The 19,536-nt window shown below is 70.6% G+C and carries 19 protein-coding genes and 1 pseudogene; 6 read left to right on the top strand and 14 right to left on the bottom strand.

Annotation, left to right across the window (positions count from 1 at the left end; all coding sequences use genetic code 11):
* Positions 1–2: 2 nt before the first annotated feature.
* A complete protein-coding gene (clpS, locus tag SALPAC4_RS0115000) occupies positions 3–293 on the bottom strand; it encodes an ATP-dependent Clp protease adapter ClpS (RefSeq protein ID WP_018253938.1) in 291 nt (96 codons plus the stop codon).
* 167 nt (positions 294–460) lie between these two features.
* Here clpS and SALPAC4_RS0114995 point away from each other — a divergent pair, with 167 nt between their 5' ends.
* The 3 genes from SALPAC4_RS0114995 to SALPAC4_RS0114985 all read left to right on the top strand — a co-directional run bounded on the left by SALPAC4_RS0114995 (position 461) and on the right by SALPAC4_RS0114985 (position 3,623).
* A complete protein-coding gene (locus tag SALPAC4_RS0114995) occupies positions 461–1,747 on the top strand; it encodes a nicotinate phosphoribosyltransferase (protein ID WP_019871019.1) in 1,287 nt (428 codons plus the stop codon).
* An 11-nt stretch (positions 1,748–1,758) separates the two neighbouring features.
* Positions 1,759–2,340: a nicotinamidase gene (locus SALPAC4_RS0114990; protein ID WP_018734881.1), complete on the top strand. Its 582-nt coding sequence runs from the start codon at positions 1,759–1,761 to the stop codon at positions 2,338–2,340.
* A gap of 65 nt (positions 2,341–2,405) precedes the next feature.
* Positions 2,406–3,623: an MFS transporter gene (locus tag SALPAC4_RS0114985; RefSeq protein WP_019871018.1), complete on the top strand. Its 1,218-nt coding sequence runs from the start codon at positions 2,406–2,408 to the stop codon at positions 3,621–3,623.
* 71 nt (positions 3,624–3,694) lie between these two features.
* On the opposite strand, the gene SALPAC4_RS0114980 is transcribed toward SALPAC4_RS0114985, so the two are convergent.
* The 7 genes and pseudogenes from SALPAC4_RS0114980 to SALPAC4_RS0114950 form a co-directional block, all read right to left on the bottom strand.
* Positions 3,695–4,027 (bottom strand): hypothetical protein, encoded by a 333-nt coding sequence (locus tag SALPAC4_RS0114980; RefSeq protein ID WP_223874764.1) that lies wholly within the window; start codon positions 4,025–4,027, stop codon positions 3,695–3,697.
* A gap of 188 nt (positions 4,028–4,215) precedes the next feature.
* The gene (ctaD, locus tag SALPAC4_RS0114975) at positions 4,216–5,970 is read right to left on the bottom strand and encodes an aa3-type cytochrome oxidase subunit I (RefSeq protein ID WP_019871016.1); all 1,755 of its coding nucleotides are present in this window, start codon (positions 5,968–5,970) and stop codon (positions 4,216–4,218) included.
* A gap of 173 nt (positions 5,971–6,143) precedes the next feature.
* Positions 6,144–7,253, bottom strand: coding sequence for an FAD-dependent monooxygenase (locus SALPAC4_RS0114970; protein WP_027644472.1), 1,110 nt, complete (start codon positions 7,251–7,253; stop codon positions 6,144–6,146).
* A 129-nt stretch (positions 7,254–7,382) separates the two neighbouring features.
* Positions 7,383–9,179, bottom strand: coding sequence for a glycoside hydrolase family 15 protein (locus SALPAC4_RS0114965; RefSeq protein ID WP_019871014.1), 1,797 nt, complete (start codon positions 9,177–9,179; stop codon positions 7,383–7,385).
* Between the two features lie 390 nt (positions 9,180–9,569).
* On the bottom strand, positions 9,570–9,851 hold the full coding sequence (locus SALPAC4_RS0114960) for an adhesin (RefSeq protein ID WP_019871013.1): 282 nt from the start codon (positions 9,849–9,851) through the stop codon (positions 9,570–9,572).
* 225 nt (positions 9,852–10,076) lie between these two features.
* Positions 10,077–10,507, bottom strand: a pseudogene (locus tag SALPAC4_RS26615) (nitroreductase family deazaflavin-dependent oxidoreductase).
* Between the two features lie 155 nt (positions 10,508–10,662).
* Positions 10,663–11,256 (bottom strand): pentapeptide repeat-containing protein, encoded by a 594-nt coding sequence (locus SALPAC4_RS0114950; protein WP_018734884.1) that lies wholly within the window; start codon positions 11,254–11,256, stop codon positions 10,663–10,665.
* Between the two features lie 185 nt (positions 11,257–11,441).
* Here SALPAC4_RS0114950 and SALPAC4_RS0114945 point away from each other — a divergent pair, with 185 nt between their 5' ends.
* Positions 11,442–12,083 carry an NAD(P)-dependent oxidoreductase gene (locus tag SALPAC4_RS0114945; RefSeq protein ID WP_019871011.1) on the top strand — a complete coding sequence of 214 codons (642 nt, stop codon included), beginning with the start codon at positions 11,442–11,444 and terminating at the stop codon, positions 12,081–12,083.
* Here SALPAC4_RS0114945 and SALPAC4_RS0114940 read toward each other — a convergent pair.
* Together SALPAC4_RS0114940 and SALPAC4_RS0114935 are read right to left on the bottom strand one after the other, a co-directional pair.
* Positions 12,077–12,736 (bottom strand): DUF6642 family protein, encoded by a 660-nt coding sequence (locus SALPAC4_RS0114940; RefSeq protein ID WP_019871010.1) that lies wholly within the window; start codon positions 12,734–12,736, stop codon positions 12,077–12,079. The genes SALPAC4_RS0114945 and SALPAC4_RS0114940 overlap by 7 nt on opposite strands.
* A gap of 182 nt (positions 12,737–12,918) precedes the next feature.
* Positions 12,919–14,514: a DHA2 family efflux MFS transporter permease subunit gene (locus SALPAC4_RS0114935; RefSeq protein WP_027644473.1), complete on the bottom strand. Its 1,596-nt coding sequence runs from the start codon at positions 14,512–14,514 to the stop codon at positions 12,919–12,921.
* A gap of 320 nt (positions 14,515–14,834) precedes the next feature.
* Between SALPAC4_RS0114935 and SALPAC4_RS0114930 the strand changes: the two genes are divergently transcribed.
* A complete protein-coding gene (locus tag SALPAC4_RS0114930; protein WP_019871008.1) occupies positions 14,835–15,428 on the top strand; it encodes a dihydrofolate reductase family protein in 594 nt (197 codons plus the stop codon).
* A gap of 183 nt (positions 15,429–15,611) precedes the next feature.
* Entirely contained in the window at positions 15,612–15,935 is a 324-nt protein-coding gene (locus SALPAC4_RS0114925; protein ID WP_027644474.1) for a GYD domain-containing protein, read from the top strand.
* Here the strand turns inward: SALPAC4_RS0114925 and SALPAC4_RS0114920 are convergent.
* The 4 genes from SALPAC4_RS0114920 to SALPAC4_RS0114905 form a co-directional block, all read right to left on the bottom strand.
* On the bottom strand, positions 15,926–16,399 hold the full coding sequence (locus SALPAC4_RS0114920) for a YunG family protein (protein WP_019871007.1): 474 nt from the start codon (positions 16,397–16,399) through the stop codon (positions 15,926–15,928). The two genes, SALPAC4_RS0114925 and SALPAC4_RS0114920, sit on opposite strands and share 10 nt — an antisense overlap.
* 20 nt (positions 16,400–16,419) lie before the next feature.
* Entirely contained in the window at positions 16,420–17,769 is a 1,350-nt protein-coding gene (locus tag SALPAC4_RS0114915; protein ID WP_397537956.1) for a hypothetical protein, read from the bottom strand.
* Positions 17,770–17,873: 104 nt separating this feature from the next.
* Complete coding sequence (locus SALPAC4_RS0114910) at positions 17,874–19,064, bottom strand: hypothetical protein (RefSeq protein WP_027644476.1); 1,191 nt, start codon at positions 19,062–19,064, stop codon at positions 17,874–17,876.
* Between the two features lie 137 nt (positions 19,065–19,201).
* Positions 19,202–19,486, bottom strand: coding sequence for a putative quinol monooxygenase (locus tag SALPAC4_RS0114905; protein WP_018729724.1), 285 nt, complete (start codon positions 19,484–19,486; stop codon positions 19,202–19,204).
* Positions 19,487–19,536 lie beyond the last annotated feature (50 nt).

Raw genomic sequence — 19,536 nt, 5'->3', positions numbered from 1 at the left:
GCTCACGCCCGATCCACCGTCGCCCAGAGCCCGTACGCGTGCAGCTGCGACGCGTCGTGCTCCATCCGTTCCCGGGTACCGCTGGAGACGACCGCCTTGCCCTTGTGGTGAACGTCCAGCATGAGCTGCTCGGCCCGCCCTCGGCTGTAACCGAACAACTTCTGAAAGACCCAGGTCACGTACGCCATCAGGTTGACCGGGTCATCCCAAACGATCGTCACCCACGGTCGGTCGGGCGCCGGCACCTCGTCGGTGTCCGGCGTCTCGAGTGGTGCAACCTGTGGAGCCGCCATGCCCCCATCGTGCCACCGGATCCGCCGATTCGAGGAACCGGAACACCGACCGCTCGCCGGCCGAGGCCGGCGCGGGCGCCACGGCCGGCGACAAGGTGACGGCGGGCACCCCGATTGTTCCTGGGCCAGGACGGTACGGAGCGCGTGGGAACTCTAGGCTGAGCCGGGTGAGCACCCTGGGCCCCGCGCTGCTGACCGACCACTACGAGCTGACCATGGTCCGCGCCGCGCTGCGGGACGGCACCGCCGACCGCCGCTGCGTGTTCGAGGTGTTCAGCCGGCGGCTACCGGCGGGGCGCCGCTACGGTGTCGTGGCCGGCACCGGTCGACTGGTGGAGCTGATCCGGGATTTCCGCTTTGATGCCGATGAGGTGGAATTCCTCCGGCGAACCGGGGTGGTGGACGACGCCACCGCGCAGTGGCTCACCGCCTACCGCTTCACCGGTGACATCGACGGTTACGCCGAGGGGGAGCTCTTCTTCCCCGGATCGCCGATCCTCACCGTCTCGGGCACGTTCGCCGAGTGCGTCGTGCTGGAGACGCTGGTGCTGTCGGTGCTCAACCATGACTGCGCCACCGCGGCGGCAGCCACCCGGATGGTCACCGCCGCCCGCGGCCGCACCCTGATCGAGATGGGCTCCCGACGCACCCACGAGGAGGCGGCGGTGGCGACGGCCCGCGCGGCCTACCTAGCCGGCTTCCGGTTCACCTCCAACCTGGCCGCCGGCGAGCGCTACGGCATTCCCACTGCGGGCACCGCCGCGCACGCCTTCACCCTGCTGCACGAGGACGAGCGGACAGCGTTCGCCTCCCAGGTGGCGACGCTGGGCAAGGACACCACCCTGCTGGTTGACACGTACGACATCGGCCAGGGCATCCGCAACGCGATCGCGGTGGCCGGGCCGGACCTGCGGGCGATCCGAATCGACTCCGGTGACCTGGCGGTCATGGCGCAGCAGTCCCGGGACCTGCTCGACTCGCTCGGCGCCACCGAGACGAAGATCATCGTCTCCGGCGACCTTGACGAGTACGCCATCGCCGCGCTGGCCGCCGAGCCGGTGGACATGTACGGCGCGGGCACCGCCGTCGTCACCGGCTCCGGCGCACCGACCGCCAGCCTGGTGTACAAGCTCGTCGAAGTCGAAGGGCGCCCGGTGGTCAAGCGTTCCGAACAGAAGGCCACCATCGGCGGCCGCAAGGTGGCGGTCCGCCGGCACAAACCGACCGGCACCGCCACCGAGGAGGTGATCGTGCCGCAGGGCGTGCCGGAGCGGCAGCCCAACGACCGGCTGCTGCAACGCACCTACCTGGCGGGGGGTGCGGTGGCGGCGCAGCCGACGCTGGACGAGTCGCGGGAACACCTGCGGCAGTGCCTGATCTCGATCCCCTGGGAAGGACTGAAGCTCTCCGCCGGCGATCCGGCCATTCCGGTCACGGTCGTACCGGCCGACTGAAGGGGCAACACATGGGCAACGCACTGATCATCGTGGACGTACAGAACGACTTCTGCGAGGGCGGTTCACTCGCGGTCGGCGGCGGCGCCAGCGTCGCGGCCGGGGTCAGCCAGCTCCTCGCCACCGCGCCGGACCGCTGGGACCACGTGGTGGCGACGAAGGACTACCACATCGATCCCGGGGCGCACTTCGGCGATCCGCCGGACTTCGTCGACTCGTGGCCCCCGCACTGCGTGGTGGGGACGCCCGGCTCGGAATTCCACCCCGACCTGGCCACCGACCGAATCGAGGTGATCTTCCACAAGGGCGAGCACGCCGCCGCGTACTCCGGTTTCGAGGGGCACACGGACCAGGGCGAGTGCCTGGCCGACTGGCTCCGGCGGCACGGGGTTGACCAGGTGGAGATCGTCGGGCTCGCCACCGACTTCTGTGTCCGGGCCACCGCCCTGGACGCGGCCGCGGAGGGCTTCCGGACCACCGTCCGACTGGACCTGACCGCCGCCATCGGGCCCGAAACGGCCGACGCGGCACTACGAGCCTTCGCTGGCGCCGGGATCAGCACCGAGGGAACGCCTGTGATCAGGGCCGCATGAGCCGTTAACACGTTGGTGAACCCCGGACCCGCGGGCCAGGATGTCCCCCGGAGGTACGGACCGACGTGAACTTGAAGCCTTACCGGGCAGCGCTCGCCCTGCCCGGTCTCCGGGCCCTACTGATCGTGGCGGTGCTCGCCCGGATCCCGCTCACCACGATCGGTCTGACCCTGACGTTCTACGTCGTCCAGGACCTCGACCGGGGGTACGCCGCCGCCGGGCTGGTCGGCGCCGCGATCACCGTCGGCGCGGCCCTCGGCGGCCCACTGCTGGGTCGCCTGATCGACCAGCGCGGCCTGCGACCGGTGCTGGTGCTGACCGCCGTCGCCGAAGCGGTGTTCTGGTCCACCGCGCCGCTGTTGCCGTATGCGCTGCTGCTGCCCGCCGCCTTCCTCGCCGGTTCGCTGGCGCTGCCGATCTTCGCGGTGGTCCGCCAGTCCATCGCGGCCATCGTGCCGGCCGAGGAGCGCCGGCCCGCCTACGCGCTGGACTCGGTCTCGGTGGAGATGGCCTTCATGATCGGGCCGGTACTGGCCACCCTCGCGGTAACCACCATCTCCGCCCGGACCACGCTGTACCTGGTAGGCGCCGCCATCGTCGCTGCCGGCATCGGGCTCTTCCTGCTCAACCCGCCGGTCCGGGGCGCCAGCGAAGCGGCCGGCCCGCGACGAAAGGTGCCGCGGCGGGAGTGGCTCACCGCGCGAATGGTCGCCGTGCTGGCGGTCAGCGCCGCCGCGACCGTGGTGCTGGGCGGCACCGACGTGGCCGTGATCGCGGCCCTGCGCGACAACGGCGACATGGGCTTCACCGGCGTCGTGCTGGGCGTCTGGGCGCTCGCCTCGCTGATCGGCGGCTTCGCCTACGGGGCGATCACCCGGTCCCCGTCGCCGCTGGTGCTGTTGGCGGCGCTGGGCGTCGCCACGATCCCGGTCGGGCTGGCCGGAGCGAACTGGTGGCTGCTCAGCCTGGTGCTGATCCCCGCCGGCCTGCTCTGCGCCCCCACCATCGCCGCCACCTCGGACGCGGCCAGTCGCCTGGCCCCCGCGGACGCCCGCGGTGAGGCGATGGGGCTACACGGCTCCGCCATCACCGTCGGTGTCGCGGTCGGCGCCCCGCTGGCCGGAGCCGTCATCGACGCGTCCGCGCCGGCCTGGGGCTTCGCCGTGACCGGCGCGGTCGGCGCCCTGGTCGCCCTGGCGGTGCTCCCACTGCAGCTGCGCCGTCGCCGGTACACCGAGGCACCGGCCCCCGTTCCCACGCCCGAGCTGACCCACGCTGCGTGAGCCGTTGCCGCACCGGCGGGGCTAGGGGCATCCCCGCGGGCCATCCCGGCTGTGTTTGGTCAGGAAGGTGGTCACCGCTGCACGGAAATCGTCAGGGTTCTCGACCCACGCAAGTGACCGGAGCGGGCGAGCTTCATGCGTTGGCTGTTGGTCAGCGCTTGGTGCAGCGAGTCGACGGCCCAGCGGGGGCGGATGTCCTCAATGCCGTCGATGATCAGCACGGGCAGGTCGAGCGCTCGGCACTGCACAGCTATTTCGGAGTCGCTGAGCTCGTGCTTGACCTCGGTGTTGATGGCCTGGCCGCAGTCGTGGTTGATGCCCAGCCATGGGGTGGCCATGCGTTCGGCGTGTCGCACCGCGGTGCCGGGTCGGCGAAGTCGGCTGACCATTGCAGGATCGCCCATTCACGTTCCTCCGCGGGCGGCGGCCCAGCACCGGACTGTTCGGCCCACAGGTGGCAGTTGTCGTCGCTGCGCACGTCCAGGCTCATGGGCGACAGTATGGCGACTTGTGCGGGATCGCTCTGCGACGACGGGCGCCGGCCCGGGTGTTCCCCGGAGCGGCGCCCGTCGTCGGTACGTACGGCGAAGCGTCAGTTGCGGTCCTGGTCGCCCGCCACGTCCTGGCTGGCGCCACCGTCGGCTTCCCTGGTCAGGGGCTTGACCCCACCCTCTGCCGGGCCGGCCGGCAGGGTCTGGCCGGTGGCCAGCTCGGGGAACTTGTGGTCGAACGCGGGCCGCTCGGAGCGGATCCGTGGCATCCGGTCGAAGTTGCGCAACGGCGGCGGCGAGCTGGTCGCCCACTCCAACGAGTTGCCGTACCCCCACGGGTCCTCGACCTCGACCACCGGACCCGACTTGTACGACTTCCAGCAGTTGTAGATGAACGGCAAGGTCGAGATGCCGGTGATGAAGGCACCCACCGTGGAGATCATGTTCAGCGTCGTGAAGCCGTCGATGGCCTGGTAGTCGGCGTACCGTCGGGGGAAGCCCTCGTTACCGAGCCAGTGCTGCACCAGGAAGGTGGTGTGGAAGCCGACCATGGTCAGCCAGAAGTGCACCCGGGCCAGCCGCTCGTCGAGCATCCGGCCGAACATCTTCGGGAACCAGAAGTAGATGCCGGCGAAGACGGCGAAGACGATCGTGCCGAAGAGCACGTAGTGGAAGTGCGCCACCACGAAGTACGAGTCGGAGACGTGGAAGTCCAGCGGCGGGCTGGCCAGCAGCACCCCGGTGAGACCACCGAAGAGGAAGGTGACCAGGAAGCCGATCGCGAAGAGCATCGGTGACTCGAAGCTGATCTGCCCCCGCCACATGGTGCCGATCCAGTTGAAGAACTTCATGCCGGTGGGGACGGCGATGAGGAAGCTCAGGAAGCTGAAGAAGGGCAGCAGCACCTGGCCGGTGGCGAACATGTGGTGCGCCCAGACGCTCATCGACAGGGCGGCGATGGCGACGGTCGCGGCGACCAGACCCTTGTAGCCGAAGATCGGCTTGCGGGAAAAGACCGGAATGATCTCGGAGATGATGCCGAAGAACGGCAGCGCGATGATGTACACCTCGGGGTGCCCGAAGAACCAGAAGAGGTGCTGCCAGAGCAGCGGCCCGCCGGTCGCCGGGTCGTACACGTGGGCGCCGAGGATGCGGTCGGCGGCGAGCGCGAAGAGCGCGGCGGCGAGCAGCGGGAAGATCAGCAGCGCCAGCAGGCTGGTGACCAGCATGTTCCAGGTGAAGATCGGCATCCGGAACATGGTCATGCCGGGCGCACGCAGGGTCAGGATCGTGGTGATCATGTTGACCGAGCCGAGGATCGTGCCCAGACCGGAGATCGCCAGACCGACGACCCACATGTTGGCGCCCACGCCCGGCGAGTGCTCCACGCTACTCAGCGGGGTGTAGGCGAACCAGCCGAAGTCAGCAGCGCCACCCGGCGTGATGAAGCCAGCGGTGGTCAGGGTGCCACCGAAGAGGAAGAGCCAGTAGGCGAAGCTGTTCAGCCGCGGGAAGGAGACATCCGGGGCGCCGATCTGGATCGGCACGAGGTAGTTGCCGAAGGCGAAGACGATCGGCGTCGCGAAGAACAACAGCATGATCGTGCCATGCATCGTGAACAGCTGGTTGAACTGCTCCGGCGACAGGAACTGCAGCCCGGGCCGTGCCAGCTCGGCCCGCATGATCAGGGCCATCAGCCCACCGATCATGAAGAACGCGAACGCGGTGACCATATACATGATCCCGATCTGCTTCGCGTCCGTGGTGCGCAGCAGCCGCGCGAAAGCCGACCCCTGAACCGGCTCTCGGACCGGCCAGGGCCGGGTCACGACCGGCTTGGGTGCGACGGTGGTCACGAGTGGCCTCCGGTTCTGGGTTGTCCCGCTCGGCACGCTGTGCGGAAAGCGGCCGTCATCCGCAAGGAGGATAGTCCCCGACAGGTCGCCCGGCTGCGTGGGGTGGCCGGGTACTCTGCCCGGACACGAGTCCCATGTCCGTTACCCGTTTCGGGGCGAGCAGCCGAACGGACTCACAGCGGCCCCAGAAGCAGCCGGTAGTGCTCGCCGAAGATGCGCCCACCCCTCCCCCGCAGCAACGGGTCCCGCAACGCCGGTGCGACGTCCCGGGTCCGGTTGCGGTCCCGGGTCCGGTCCCGCACCCATCGGGTCCGCGGGCGGCGGCGGCTCTCGTACGCCGTCAGCGCCGCGTCGATGTCACCGGTCGACCTCCGCAGCGACTCGGCGAGCACGACGGCGTCCTCGAGCGCCATCGCGGCCCCCTGCGACAGGGTCGGCGCGGTAGCGTGCGCGGCGTCCCCGACCAACAGCACCCGCCCCCGGTGCCAACGGCCCAGCTCGACCTCCTCGGTCACGGTGGCCCGCACTTGTCCCAGACAGTCCAGCACCTCGGGGATCGGTCCACCGTAGTCGCCGAACAACTCACCGAGCCGGGTCAACGGGTCGGCCGGCGCGACGACACCGGTTTCGTCGGCGTAGCAGTACAGCCGACCGGGGCCGACCGGAACGATCAGAAAGCCGGTCTGGTGGCCGAGCAACGCGGTCCACTCCGTTACCGGCGGTCCGTCGCGCACCACGGCGCGGTAGGCCACCTGGCCAGTGCGGCGGGGCGGACCGCCCAGCGCGGCGAGGGCGCGGACCTCGGATCGCGGACCGTCGGCGCCGATCACCAGGTCGTACTCGACGGTCTCACCGTCGGCGAAGGTGATGCCGACGGTCCTCGGGAAGAGGTCAACGGCGTCGAGCCCAACTCCGTACCGCACGACTCCCCCGGCACCGGTGAGCAGAACGCGGTGCAGTTCGCTCCAGAGCAACGCCCGGCACTGGCCGACTCCGGACCAGAGCGCGTCGAGGTCGACCTCACACAGCGGCGCGCTGGTCGCGTCGCGGAAGTACTGCCGGCGGATCACCTGGCCGAGCGGGCGGACCGGGCCGTCCAGTTCGAGCCGGCGCAGCGCCCGATCAGCGTTGCCCGGCAGGTAGAGGCCGCTGTCTACCAGGTCGCCGGGGGAGAGCTTGTCGATGAGGTCCGGTCGGAAGCCCGCCATCTGCAGCGCCCGGGCCACGGCAAGACCGGCGAGACCCGCACCGACGACGAGGATACGCAGGGGGAAGCCACCCATGGTGGTGTACGCCTCCGGGAGGGTCGGGGGCACGCGTTGGAGGCAAGACATTACTTGTAGCTATCGACCCACACCAGTGTCCGGTTTCTGCCGGACACCCGACGGAAGCCGACAACTCGCCGGGCCGCCCTAGTCGGTGGTCGGATCAGTCAACCGCCAGGCGGCGTTGATCAAACCAATGTGGGACAGGGCCTGCGGGGTATTACCGAGCTGCACGCCGGTGTGCGGGTCGATCTGCTCGCTGAGCAGCCCGACATCGTTGGCGTACCCGGCCGCCCGCTCGAACAGCGCCCCAGCACGCTCCCGCTCCCCGGCCAGCACCAGGCACTCGACCAGTAGGAAACTACAGAGCAGGAAGCCGGCCGGATCGGTTTCCCACCGTCGGATCAGCCCGCCCCCGGCACCCAGGACCCGCTCCACCGCGTCGATCGTGGCCCGCATCCGCGGATCGGTGGCCGGCAGAAAGCCCACCACCGGCAGGAACAGCACGGAGGCGTCCAGCTCGTCGGAGCCGAACACCCCGGTGTACGCCCCGGCCCGCTCACTCCACCCCGACCGCAGCACGGTGTCCCGGATCTCGTCGCGGATCGTCGCCCAACGACGCGGGTCCGCGCGCTCACCGAGCCGGGGCGCCAACGCCACCGCCCGGTCCAGCGCCACCCAGCAGAGCACCTTCGACGACAGGTGGTGCCGGTCCGCGTCCCGGGTCTCCCACATGCCCCGGTCCGGTAGCTGCCAGGTCTCGGCGACCTGCTCGGTCAGCCCACACACCATCTCGCGCACCTCGTGGTCGAGCGGGTCGCCGAGCAGGTGGTGCAGGCGCCACACCGCCGCCACCACCTCACCGGGTACGTCGAGCTGCCGCTGCCGCCAGGCGTCGTTGCCGAACCGCACCGGGCGGCTGTCCGCGTACCCGCGCAGGTGCTCCGCGACATGCTCGGAGATGTCCCGCTCCCCCGCCAACCCGAAGAGCACCGGCACCGGCTCGGCACCGACCTGACCGATCGAATGCGCCGCCCAGGTGAACAACCGGGATGCCTCCGCCGGACAGGCCGCCACCCAGAGGGCCCGCAGCGTCATCGAGAAGTCGCGTAGCCAGGCGTACCGGTAGTCGTAGTTGCGGTCTCCGCCGAGCTGCTCCGGCAGGGAGGTGGTGAGCGCCGCGGCGACCGCGCCACTGCGGGCATAGGTGAGCCCGGTCAGTACGACGGCGCTGTGCCGCACCAGCTCCGGGTAGCACCCCTGGTAGCGGTGGGTCTCCCGGAAGGCCTCCCACGCCTGCACCGTCTCGGCCAGCATGGCCGACGGATTCAGCCGCACCGACGGCGCACCGTACGCCGCCCGATAGCCGGCGGCGAAGCCGACAGTCTCTCCAGCCGCGACCTCGAACTCGGTATGCACCCGGTCCGTCCCGGCGCGCAGGGTCAGCGAATCCGAGCAGAGCTCCACCACCGTCGCGCCGGCCACGGCCAGCACCGTCCCGCCCGGCTGGTCGTGCAGGTACGGGGTGAGCAGTCCGTGGTCAGGACGGGGCACGAACTCCGACGCCAGCCGCACCCGCCCGGAGAGCCCCTCGACGCACCGCAGCAACACCGCGGGGGAGTTCAGGCCAAGCTGGTGCCCCCGCGCCCCGCGTTCGGCGGCGAGCGCGTCGGTGACCGCGACGCTCCCCTGCGGCGTGTGGTGGACGGTACGCAGCACCAGGGTCTCCGGCCGGTACGCGCGCTCCACCCGCCACCCGGGACGGTCCGCGTCGACCGGTGCCAGCCGCCAGTGGCCCGCCTCGGGATCGAGGATCCGCCCGAACACCGCAGGAGAGTCGAACCGATCCGGGCACCACCAGTCGATGGAGCCGTTCCGACCGACCAGCGCGCCGGAGCGACAGTCGGACAGGAACCCGTAGTCGGCGATCGTCGGCTGGTCCACCCACCGCGGATACCCCGAACCCGGCCGGTCAGGCCGGTTCGGCGCGGTCCGTACTTTCGCCGCTGTCCCGCCGTTTGCGCCCGCGCTGAGCGGGAAGAGTCTGCCCGACCGGCCCTGCGACCTCCAGCCCGGCCGCACTGACCCGGTCTCGCCAAGTCCCCGCTGGTGTACCGCCGTACGGCTGCGCTGGTGGGAGACGGCCAGAGCGCGGCGACGTACCGACGCGGGTCGGACGGCACCGTGCACTCGTTGCCCCACCGCCGCCCTGCGCAGCGGTGGGGCGCTCGGGTGTAGGGGCCCGTCAGCGGAGAGCGCCGGGTCCGGGGATAGCGCCGGGTCCGGTCGGACGCCCCGACGCCGGGCGCTCGCACGCACCGGGGGAAGCTCGGGTCATGGCTGCTCGGTGAAGCCGAACTGCACGATGCCCTCCTCGTCAACGGTCACGTCCACGGCGGCATCCCCGAGCAGTTGGGCCGCGTCCGAGTCGAGGAAGATCCGGGCGCCCTGGTTGTCCACCACCTGGTCACCGTCGGCGGGGCCCTCAACCAGTTGCACGGTGAGCGAGCCCTCCTCCGGGTCGGCGGCGATCCGGACCCCACCGTCATTCGCGACGTCCTGCTGATTGGCGAGGTCTCGGATCACCAGCACGGCGTTGTCGGTCATGGTCAGCATGGCGGAGCTCCTCATGGTCCTGGGATTCGCCACCGGCCGCAGATGGGGCCGGGGAACCGGCGGCGATCGCCGCCGTGGCCCGGGACCGCGTTGGGTCCCGCACGCCAACGGTGCCCCTTGGCGGGGGCCTGCGTCATCCCGGGCCGCCAGCCCGTACCTGATCGGGTGAAAACCAGTGCTGCGGCCCACGGGTCGGGGCCACCGTGCTACGGCGGAGACGGACGGTCAGCTCCGCTCGAGGACCACCACCGGGATCTCCCGGTCGGTCCGGGCCTGGTAGTCGTCGTAATCTGGCCAGATCGCCGCCATCGTGGCCCACAACCGCGGCTTCTCCTCCGGGCCCGCCACCCGCGCCCGGGCGGCGAACCGCTCCGCACCGACCTGCAGCTCGACCCGCTCATCAGCGCGCAGGTTGAGGTACCAGGAAGGATGCTTCGGCGCGCCCCCTGCGAGGCGACCAGCAGGTACGCGTCGCCGTCGCGTCCGTAGATGAGCGCGGTACGCCGCAGCGAACCGCTCCTCCGCCCCCGGGTGGTCAACAGCAGCGTGAACACGCCGGGCCGAAATTCGTGCCCGTCCGCGCCGTCGGTTCGCTCGTATCGAGCGATGTGGTCGGCCACCCAGTCCGTGGGACTGTCCTGCACCTGCTCGGTCATCAACGACTCCCATCCTCCGTGATCGATCTATTGCTCCCACGCTATCCCGTCCCGCGGCCACTCGACCGGTTCACCCGGTCAGCGCGGCACGACCACCGGGCGGCTCCGGTCGGGACGGCGCGGTGCGTTGCGGTGCGGCTGCCGGGAGGCCCGGGTCAGCCGATCTGAAAGCCGAGCGTCTGGGCCAGCACCACCGCCTGCTCGGCGCTGACGATCGCCCCAGCCCGCTCCACCCCGACCGGATCAAGGTTGGTGAGGTCGCTGCGACGCAGGTCGGCACGGGATAGCTTCGCGTGCTGCAACTGCGCCCCGGACAGGTCGACCCCGGTGACCGTCGCGCCGCTCAGATCCGCTCGGGTCAGGTCGGCCTCGCGCATCCGGACGTCAACGATGCGCGCGCCGCGCAGGTCGGCGCCCGGCAGCGCGACAAATGACCAGTCGCCACCGACGATCGTCATCGGCCGCAGGTCACACTGGTCGAAGGTGCTGCCGACCAGCTTGCAGCCGGTGAACTCGGCGGCGAAGAAGTTGCAGCGGCGAAAGACACAGCGGGTGAAGGCCGTGTTGACGTGTCGGGAGGCGTTGAAGCTGACGTTCCCGAACGTGCAACCGGTGAAGAGCGCCCCCCGGGTGGTCGCCTCGGTGAGGTCGACCCGCTCGAAATGGCAGCCGATGTAGTGCCGTTCGGCGATTTCCTCGCCATACCAGTCCTCGTCGCGGAGGGTTACCCCATCGTGCTGATCCGGCATCGCGCCAGGCTACTGCCCGACCCCGACAAACAACGGCCGACCGAACCGGCACCGCAAACCACCCGGGCAGCGCAGCCGTGACGACGGGGGCAGCGGGGCCGCACTGCCTGGCGGCGACGTGGCCGCCCGGGGTCGAGATGGGCGTTCCCCGGGCGGTGGCCGGGCGGCATCCCTAGCCTGAGGGCGTGGGCAACATCGTCGTCTTCGGGGCGGGCGGAACCGCGGGATTCCAGATCACCCAGGAGGCGTTCCACCGCGGGCACCGGGTCACCGCTGCGGTACGTCGGCCAGAGGCCACCTCGTACCTACCGGCAGGAGTGCAGGTGGTGACCGGGGACGCGACCAGCGAGCGGAGCGTACGGGAGTTGGCCCCGGAGGCGGACGCGCTGGTGGTGGCGATCGGTGGCGGGGAACGCAGCCTCTGGCTAGACGCGGCGCGAACGCTGGTCAGCGCGGTACGTGAGACACCAAACCCGCCCCGGATCATCCACCTGGGTGGCGGGGCCACCCTCTGCACCCCGCGCGGCGGCCGGTTCCTGGACGAGCCCGACTTTCCCCAGGAGTACCGGGACGCCGCGCTGGGCCAGGCCGACGCCCTGGCGTACTACCGGTCCGCGGCCGACGGGGTGCGCTGGACGTACGTGTCACCACCGCCACTGGAGTTCCACCCCGGCGCCCGGACCGGGCACTACCGTACCGGCGGGGACCACCCGGTAACCGATCACGAGGGCCGGTCGGTCCTCAGCTACCAGGACATGGCCGTCGCGATCGTTGACGAGATCGAGAACCCACGGCACGAGAACACCCGTTTCACCGCCGCCTACTGACCCGACACCGTCGGCCTGATGGTCGGCGGGCGCGGCGGACGGGCGGGCTGAGCGGGCACCCGGGGGCGGACCGGCGGGCGCCAGGAGCGGCCGTTGGCGTAGATCACCCGGAAGCCGAGGTACGAGGCGAGCGGCGCCCAGTGCGCCGAACCCATTCGTAGTTCAGCCGCGTTGTGCCGCTGCCCGTTGGCGAGCACGTCGAGCAGTACGGTCTCGAAGGCGGCGGACTCCACCCAGTCGACCTCCCGGGTGAAGCCGCAGATCAGGGCCGCACCGGTGGAATCCAGGAACGCTCGCAGCACCGCGTCGTTGGCGCGCAGCACCGAGCAGCTGCCGAAGTAGAGACGCCGCCCCTCACCGCGGCCAGCCATCAGCTCGGCCACGTCGGTGAGGGCCACCGACTCCCAGTCGGTCAGGCGCAGCCGGCTGGGCTCCCCATGGGTGGCGAAGAAGCCGACCCGGTAGTCGGCATACTGCTTGAGCAGCCAACGGTCAACGAAGTAGAACAGTTCGTCCCGGGTCGCCGCGTCCTTGTGGATAAACCGGATCCGGCTCAGTCGCTCCAGCAGTTCCAGGGTGGGCAGCACCGAACCGCGCTCGTTGAGGTCCCGGTGCCACTGGCCCTCGATACAGAAGACACCACCGCGCGCCACCTGGTACCTCCCCTCGTCAGCGGCGCCGACGTTACCGGCTGGGCGGCGGCAGGCTGGGCTGTCACCGCCTGGTGTGGCGCGAAGGGCCGTGGCCCGCGAGGGCGGGACCCGGTGATCAGCCCCGACGGACCCGGGCGAGGCCCGGTGTCGGGGTCACCGCGGTGACCCCGACACCGGGGAGTTCAGTGAACACCCACCGGGGTGCTCGGCTCGCCCGGCTGGTCATCGCGCGACTGTGACCGATCCCGCCGCCGGGGCAGGAACGCGGCCGGGATGAAGGTGAGTAGGACCAGCGCGAAGGCCACCCAGAACGTGGTGGCGAAGGAGTCGGCGGCGAAGGCGAGCCCGCGCTCGATGAGCGTCGGGTCGGGGACCTGCTGGGCTAGTTCCGGCTGCCGCTGGGCGGCGATCGCAAGGCCCGCCTCGGTGACCGGCTCACCGTTTGGACCGGTCAGGCCGGGGATCGGCCGGGACCCGTTCAACTCGTTGGTGAGGATCACCGACATCACCGCCGCGCCGACCGAACCACCGATCTGCTGGATGATGTTCACCAGGGTAGAGCCGCGGGCTACCTCCGGCCCGGTCAGCGTCCGCAGCGCCGAGGTCATGATCGGCATCATCGTGCCGCCCATGCCCAGGCCCATGACGAACAACGAGCCACAGATCAACAGGTACGAGGTCTCTGGGCCGACCTGCGTGAAGGTGAAGAACCCGGCGGCGATCAGCACCAACGCGAACGGCACCGTTCGCCCCACGGGCACCCGGTCGGCGAGCGTCCCGGCGATCGGCATCGTCACCATCGCACCGATGCCCTGCGGCGCGATGAGAAGCCCGGCGTGCAGGGTCGACTCCCCGCGCACCTGCAGGAAGTAGCTCGGGAAGAGCAGACCCGCGCCCATGAACGCGACAATGAACACGAACATCGTCACCGACGCGATGGTCAACCTACGGTTCCGGAACAGCCGCAGGTCGAGGAGCGGGTGCCGGGGCTTGAACGAGTAACGGACGAAGGAGACCACCAGCGCGGCGCCGAGCAGCATCGGCACCCACACCTCGGGGTCGGCGAAGGTGCCCACCTCGGGCAGCGTGGAGACGCCGTAGAGGAAGAGCGCCAGCCCCGGGGAGAGCATCAGCATGCCGAGGAAGTCGAACGACTCGGACGGCTCCGGCGCGTCCTTCGGGAGGGCCAGCCGCGCGTAGACCAGGGCGAGCAGCCCGATCGGCAGGTTGATCAGGAAGATCCAGTGCCAGCTCGCCACGTCGATCAGCCAGCCGCCCAGGATCGGACCACCGATCGGACCGAGCAGCATCGGGATGCCCAGGACGGCCATCAACCGCCCGATCCGGTGTGGCCCCGCCGCCCGGGTCATGATCGTCATACCGATCGGCATCAGCATGCCGCCGCCGAGGCCCTGCAGCACCCGGTACGCGATCAATTCGCTGATCGTGTCCGCGGTGGCGCAGAGACCGGACCCGATGGTGAACAGGGCCAGGGCAATCATGTAGAGGCGTTTCGTGCCGAAGCGGTCGGCTGCCCACCCGCTCAGCGGGATCACCGTGGCCAGGGCGAGGGTGTAGCCGGTCATCGTCCACGCGACCCGGGCGTAGGACGCGTCGAACTCACTCTGGAAGGTCGGTAGCGCGACGCTGACCACCGTCACGTCGAGGATCGACATGATCGCGCCAAGCACGACCACGCCCGCCACCTTGAGCACCGCGGCGTCAAGCTTGTCCGATGTCGCGCCCGGTTGGGGGGACGCGACCGATTGTTGTGTCACGAATACTCCTGATGTCGGTTCGACCGAAGGGAGGTCGCTGCAGGCACGCCACGGGCACCCGCCATGGGCGGCGGTTGGCCAGGGAAGAGCGGAACCGCAGGAAGAGTAGCCCTCCCCACCGACAACTCGCCGTCGGTTTTGACGCTCGCAGAGGCCCACCGGCAGGTGTTCCTCGTCACGGCGTGGCCGACCCCGGCGGTGATGTCGAAATCCCCACTCCCGCTCCGTCCCACCCACGAACCCCGACGACCGAGCGGAGGGCGCGGGCCCAGCTGCGCCCCCTCCCGGTAGCCGAGAAGCGAGCACCGAAAGGGAGCGGAATGCGAAAACTCATCGTGGTCAGTGCCGTGTCGATGGACGGCTTCTACGACGGCCCCGGCGGCGGCGTCACAGTGCCGATGGAGAACTGTTTCGGCACCTACAACCTCGAGCGGATCCAGGCCGCCGACACCGTACTGCTCGGCGCGAACTCCTACGCGATGTTCTCCAGCTACTGGCCCGGCGTCGCCGACGACAGCTCCGCCTTCGAGGCCGACCGGGAGTTCTCAAAGATCTACAACGTGGTCGACAAGGTGGTCGTCTCCGACCACGCCTCCCCGCCGCCGGCCGACCACCCCTGGGCGGACAACGCCCGCATCATCAGCCGGGCCGCCGCCCCCACCGAAATCGCCAAGCTCAAGGAACAGGACGGCAGAGAGATCGTCACCTGGGCCAGCCGGGCCACCTGGAACGGGCTACTCCAGCACGGTCTGATCGACGAAATCCACGTGCTCCTCGGCCCCGCCGCCCTCGCCGGCGGCACCCCCCTGTTCAAGCACCCGGTCTCGCTCCGACGCCTGGGCGTACGCGCCTTCGACAACTTCGACACCGTCCTGCTCCGGTACGGCGTACTACCGCCAGCCACGCAGCGATGATCCACCCGGCGTACGACGCGGCGACCCACACCCCCGTTTGTCCCGGGCCGCGGACACAGCCCTGAGCCCTGCGACCCTCCGCCCGCCACCGGGTCCGCGAACAGCCAAGCGACTGAGGCGTATCCGGGTGGCGAGCGGGTACCAATGGACCGGGCCGCGGGTGCCCGGGAAGGTGGTAGGGGCGTGGCGAAATATCTCTTTCAAGCGACCTATACCGCCCAGGGGATGGCAGGGCTGAGTGAGCAGGGTGGAACGGCACGGGCAGAGGTGGTCCGGGCGCTGATCGAAAACGCGGGCGGGCGGGTGGAGTCGTTGTACTTCGCGATCGGCAAACACGACCTCTTCGTCTCCTGCGACGTGCCGGACAACATGACCACCGCCGCGCTCGGCATCGCCGCCCAGGCGACGGGTGGAGTGAGAGCCGAGGTCATCCCGCTGATTACGCCAGAGGAGATCGACGAAGCAGCGCAGACGCCGGTCACCTACCAGGCGCCGGGTCAGGCGTGAACCACTCCGTCCGGCGGCAGGCCGAGCAGGCCGCGCACCCGGTGCCGGAGTAGCGCGTACTGCTGGACGCAGCGGCGTAGCGGCCCCAGCCCCAGCACGACCGGTTCCTGCACGATCTCGTCCACCGTGAACTGCTCCCGGGTCAGGTCGATCTCCACCCCTCCGGGGAGGCGGTTCCACAGGTGCATGCCCTGCCGGGACCCGTCCCGCCGCAGCACCACTGCGCACAGCAGCTCGCCGCCGATCAGCTCACGCAGCACGAGCGCCGTAACGCCACACTGCCCACGGGCCGGGTTCGTCGCAGTCCAGGGCAGATCAACCGGATCGCAGGTCTCGGTCGACCAGGAAGCGCGGAACGCCCGGTCGATGTCGGTCAGCAGCGCCGGGTCGTGCTCGGCCAGTGCGGCCCGGTCGGTCTCGGCCAGGGAAGCTCGATCGGTTTCGGCCAGCGAGGTCAACAGCATGCTCGGACCCTGCCAGCGGGCTACGACAGATTCGTCGCGCCGTGCGAGCGTCCGTCGCCTTGGTCTCCCGTCCCATCCCGCCCGGCGACGCGGTCGCGACCGGGCTCCCACCCGCTAGACCGACCGTCCTGGCCGACCGAGGACGACCGGTCATTCCGGCGTTTCGGCCCGCAGTGCCACTCGCATTTGGCGTCCCACCCGTCCCCGGAGCGGTGCGGCCGTTCAGGGTGGTGCGGCCGATCGGGGTGGTGCGGCCGATCGGGGTGGTGCGGCCGATCGGCATGGTGCGACGGCTCGGGGCGGTGCGGTACCGGTGTTTCAACGGGGGGTGGCGCCGACGGCACCACCACGGTGGACGGCGGCACCCCGGCGGATCGCGGCACCGCAGCGGACGGCGGCACCGCGGCGGGCTGCGGCGACGCGGGGGGCTGCGGCGACGCGGGGGGCTGCGGCGACGCGGGGGGCTGCGGCGACGCGGGGGGCATCGGGCGGCTGCTCGATGCTGGGCCGGCCGGGCCGCCCGGGCCAGAGGCCGCACTGGGTTCGGACCGGTCGAGCCCGGCCACCGGCGCGGCCGGCGGCAGTGTTGCCACCCCGGGGGCGACAACAAAAGCAGACACCACCGCCGCGGCGACCGCCGCTACGGCGCTGACACACCGGCGGTTAGTCAACCGGGCCCGCATCGGTGCCTGCTCCGGCAGGGCGACCGGGGGCGCTGTCGGCCGAGTGCGCTGGTGCTTGGCGACCAGCTCATCCAGGCAGGCGGCGACCGCATCTCGGTTGCCGAGACCATCGGCGAAGGCCAGCGTGAGGTGGAAGCGGAAGGTCACGGTCACCGGACGCGCCACCAGCAGCCCGGCCACCGGGGACCCGTCAACGGTGGGCAGCAGGGTCAGCGGCGAACTGCGATGGTGGGCCGGGGCGACCAACTCCTCGAACCACCAGTCCCGTTGTCGGTGCCGGCCGAGGAAGATCACGCGCCGGTCGGTCACCACGCCGCTGCCGGCCTCCACCGCCCGAATCTCCGGCGGCAGCGGACGCGACGGCTGGTCGGTGCCGGCCAGGTCCACCGCCCGCCCGGGCACGGGTAGCCGGCCGACGTTCCCGGTGACGGCCTCGACCAACTCCACGACCGGGAAGACCCGGTGGACCACCTCACCGGGGCAGAGTTGCACCGGCACGCTCCTCGGCCGGCCAGACCCAAGCAGGCCGACCTCAACCCGCAGCCGGGTCAGCTCGTCGGCACGGCGGCGCCAAGCAGCAGCCTCGGCCACATGGACACGCCGTCGCCGGTCGTTTTCCCGGTCGGCCCACCGGGACCGCCAGGGCAGTCGGGGACCACGCACGAGGCGGGGTGAGGTCGCCGTCACGTACAGCACAACGTTTCACATCTGGGATTGGATACGGTCGTCCCCTGCTGGCGGGTACAGCCTCGGCAGTTAGCCGAAGCGGCCCCAGAGGGACCTCATCCTGACTACGGACTCAACGCCCGGACAGTGCGCCAGACGCCGCCGTGCTGTCCACAGGCGCGCAGGCTGCCGCCAGCGAGACTGACCGAACTGTTCCCACACTGCACCAGATACCCCCGGCCGGCCCAGAATCCGGGCACGCAGTCGAACCAGTCACACACCTCGGCGGCCGGCTTCCGGATCGGGTCCCCAGCGCAGAAGCCGTACCCCAGCGGGTTGGTCGGGGCGCCACACAGGTCTGGCGCCGCGATCGGCGTCGGTGCTGGCGGCCCCGCCTCGGCGTGACCCGCACCGGCGGCCGTGACAGCGGTAGCCGAGGCACTAGCTCTCGCCGAGGTGGTAGCGGTAGCCGAGGCGACTACCGCTGGCGGTTCCGTCGCGTCCCCGGCCGTCGCCGCCGCCACCTCCGTCCGGATCGAGTCGGACGGGGCGGACGGGGCAGAGACGATCAACGCCGCCGGAACCAACAGGGCGATCCCGGCGGCGACCGCCACCGTCCGCGCGCCACCGAGGACGAACCCAGTCAGCCGCGCCTGCGCGGGCGTGACAACGGCGGGGCGAAGCGGCTTGCCCTGAGCGTGCTCGACGAGGGCCTCGTCGAGTTGGGCGAGCACCGCCTCCCGCTGCTCGATCGCGTCCGCGAAGGCCACACTCAGCTTGAACCGGAAGTCGGCCGCCGCATCCGCGGGCAGCAGCAGGCCGGAGGCGCGCCGCCGGTCGAGCACCTGGATCAGCGTCACCGGCGCGCGGGGGTCGTGCGCCAGACCGGTCATCTTTCCGTACGCCCAGTCTCGCCGGCCGCGCCCACCGAGCAGGACCAGCCGATGGTTGGTGATCACGGCGATACCGGTGTCCGCGATCCGCACGCTGTCCGAGCGCCGCCTGCGCAGCGGACCGGGTTGCAGGGTGACCGTCAGCTCGGGTGCGGGAAGCACCACCGCACGCCGTACCTCAACCAGTTGGGCGGCGGGCAGCACCCAACAGACCGTCTCCCCGGGGTCGAGTTCGATCGGGAGACCCGCACCCGCGTCAACCGAGCCACCGAGCTCCTCGGCGAGGGTTCGTAGGCGCCGCAGCTCCTCGTCCCGCCGCCGCCACGCCCCGTCGGCCTCGCGGAACACCCGCTGTCGCCGTTCGTTCTGCCGGTACGCCCACCGGTACCGCCACGTCGAACCCGTCGAGCCAGTCATCGCCACGCCGACCCTCCGCCGCGTAGGCCACCATTCGGGGGTGTCACCAGGAATAACTCTGGTGTAACCCCGCGGGGGACGGCTTACGGCAAACAATGTGTCCGATCGACGGAGTGGTCTAGACGATAGGCGGACCGGCCTCGTCAGGGCGTCTCGACGGCAGAGATCTCGTACCGAAAAATCTTCGCGTCTCGAATCGCCACCTGCTGCTCCTCGGTTGGGCCGGCACCGCGAAAGGTCAGCAGCTGCTCCTCGGTCTCCCAGCGCTCGTACACGTTGATCCGGCCGGGCTCGACCAGGTCCCCGCTGATCGTGAAGTCGAGACAGCCGGACGCGCCCCGCGCAGCCGTCACGACCTCAAGGCACCCGGCGAGGTAGCGTTCTCGATCCTCCGGGTCGACGTACATACTTCCGGCGACGATGAGCACCTGCCGGACCTCCCAGACTTGTGATCCACTGGCGAGATCCCACCAGCCGG

The sequence above is a fragment of the Salinispora oceanensis genome, from assembly GCF_000383575.1.
GTDB classification, from domain to species: domain Bacteria; phylum Actinomycetota; class Actinomycetes; order Mycobacteriales; family Micromonosporaceae; genus Micromonospora; species Micromonospora oceanensis.
The sequence above is the reverse complement of the archived record's forward strand: the minus strand, read 5'-3'. Positions and strand labels throughout refer to the sequence as shown.

Coding starts and splice junctions, on each gene's coding strand:
- clpS (WP_018253938.1), bottom strand. CDS start 293: ATGGCGGCTCCACAGGTTGCACCACTCGAGACGCCGGACACCGACGAG.
- SALPAC4_RS0114990 (WP_018734881.1), top strand. CDS start 1,759: ATGGGCAACGCACTGATCATCGTGGACGTACAGAACGACTTCTGCGAG.
- SALPAC4_RS0114980 (WP_223874764.1), bottom strand. CDS start 4,027: ATGGGCGATCCTGCAATGGTCAGCCGACTTCGCCGACCCGGCACCGCG.
- SALPAC4_RS0114970 (WP_027644472.1), bottom strand. CDS start 7,253: ATGGGTGGCTTCCCCCTGCGTATCCTCGTCGTCGGTGCGGGTCTCGCC.
- SALPAC4_RS0114960 (WP_019871013.1), bottom strand. CDS start 9,851: ATGCTGACCATGACCGACAACGCCGTGCTGGTGATCCGAGACCTCGCC.
- SALPAC4_RS0114950 (WP_018734884.1), bottom strand. CDS start 11,256: ATGCCGGATCAGCACGATGGGGTAACCCTCCGCGACGAGGACTGGTAT.
- SALPAC4_RS0114930 (WP_019871008.1), top strand. CDS start 14,835: ATGCGAAAACTCATCGTGGTCAGTGCCGTGTCGATGGACGGCTTCTAC.
- SALPAC4_RS0114920 (WP_019871007.1), bottom strand. CDS start 16,399: ATGCTGTTGACCTCGCTGGCCGAAACCGATCGAGCTTCCCTGGCCGAG.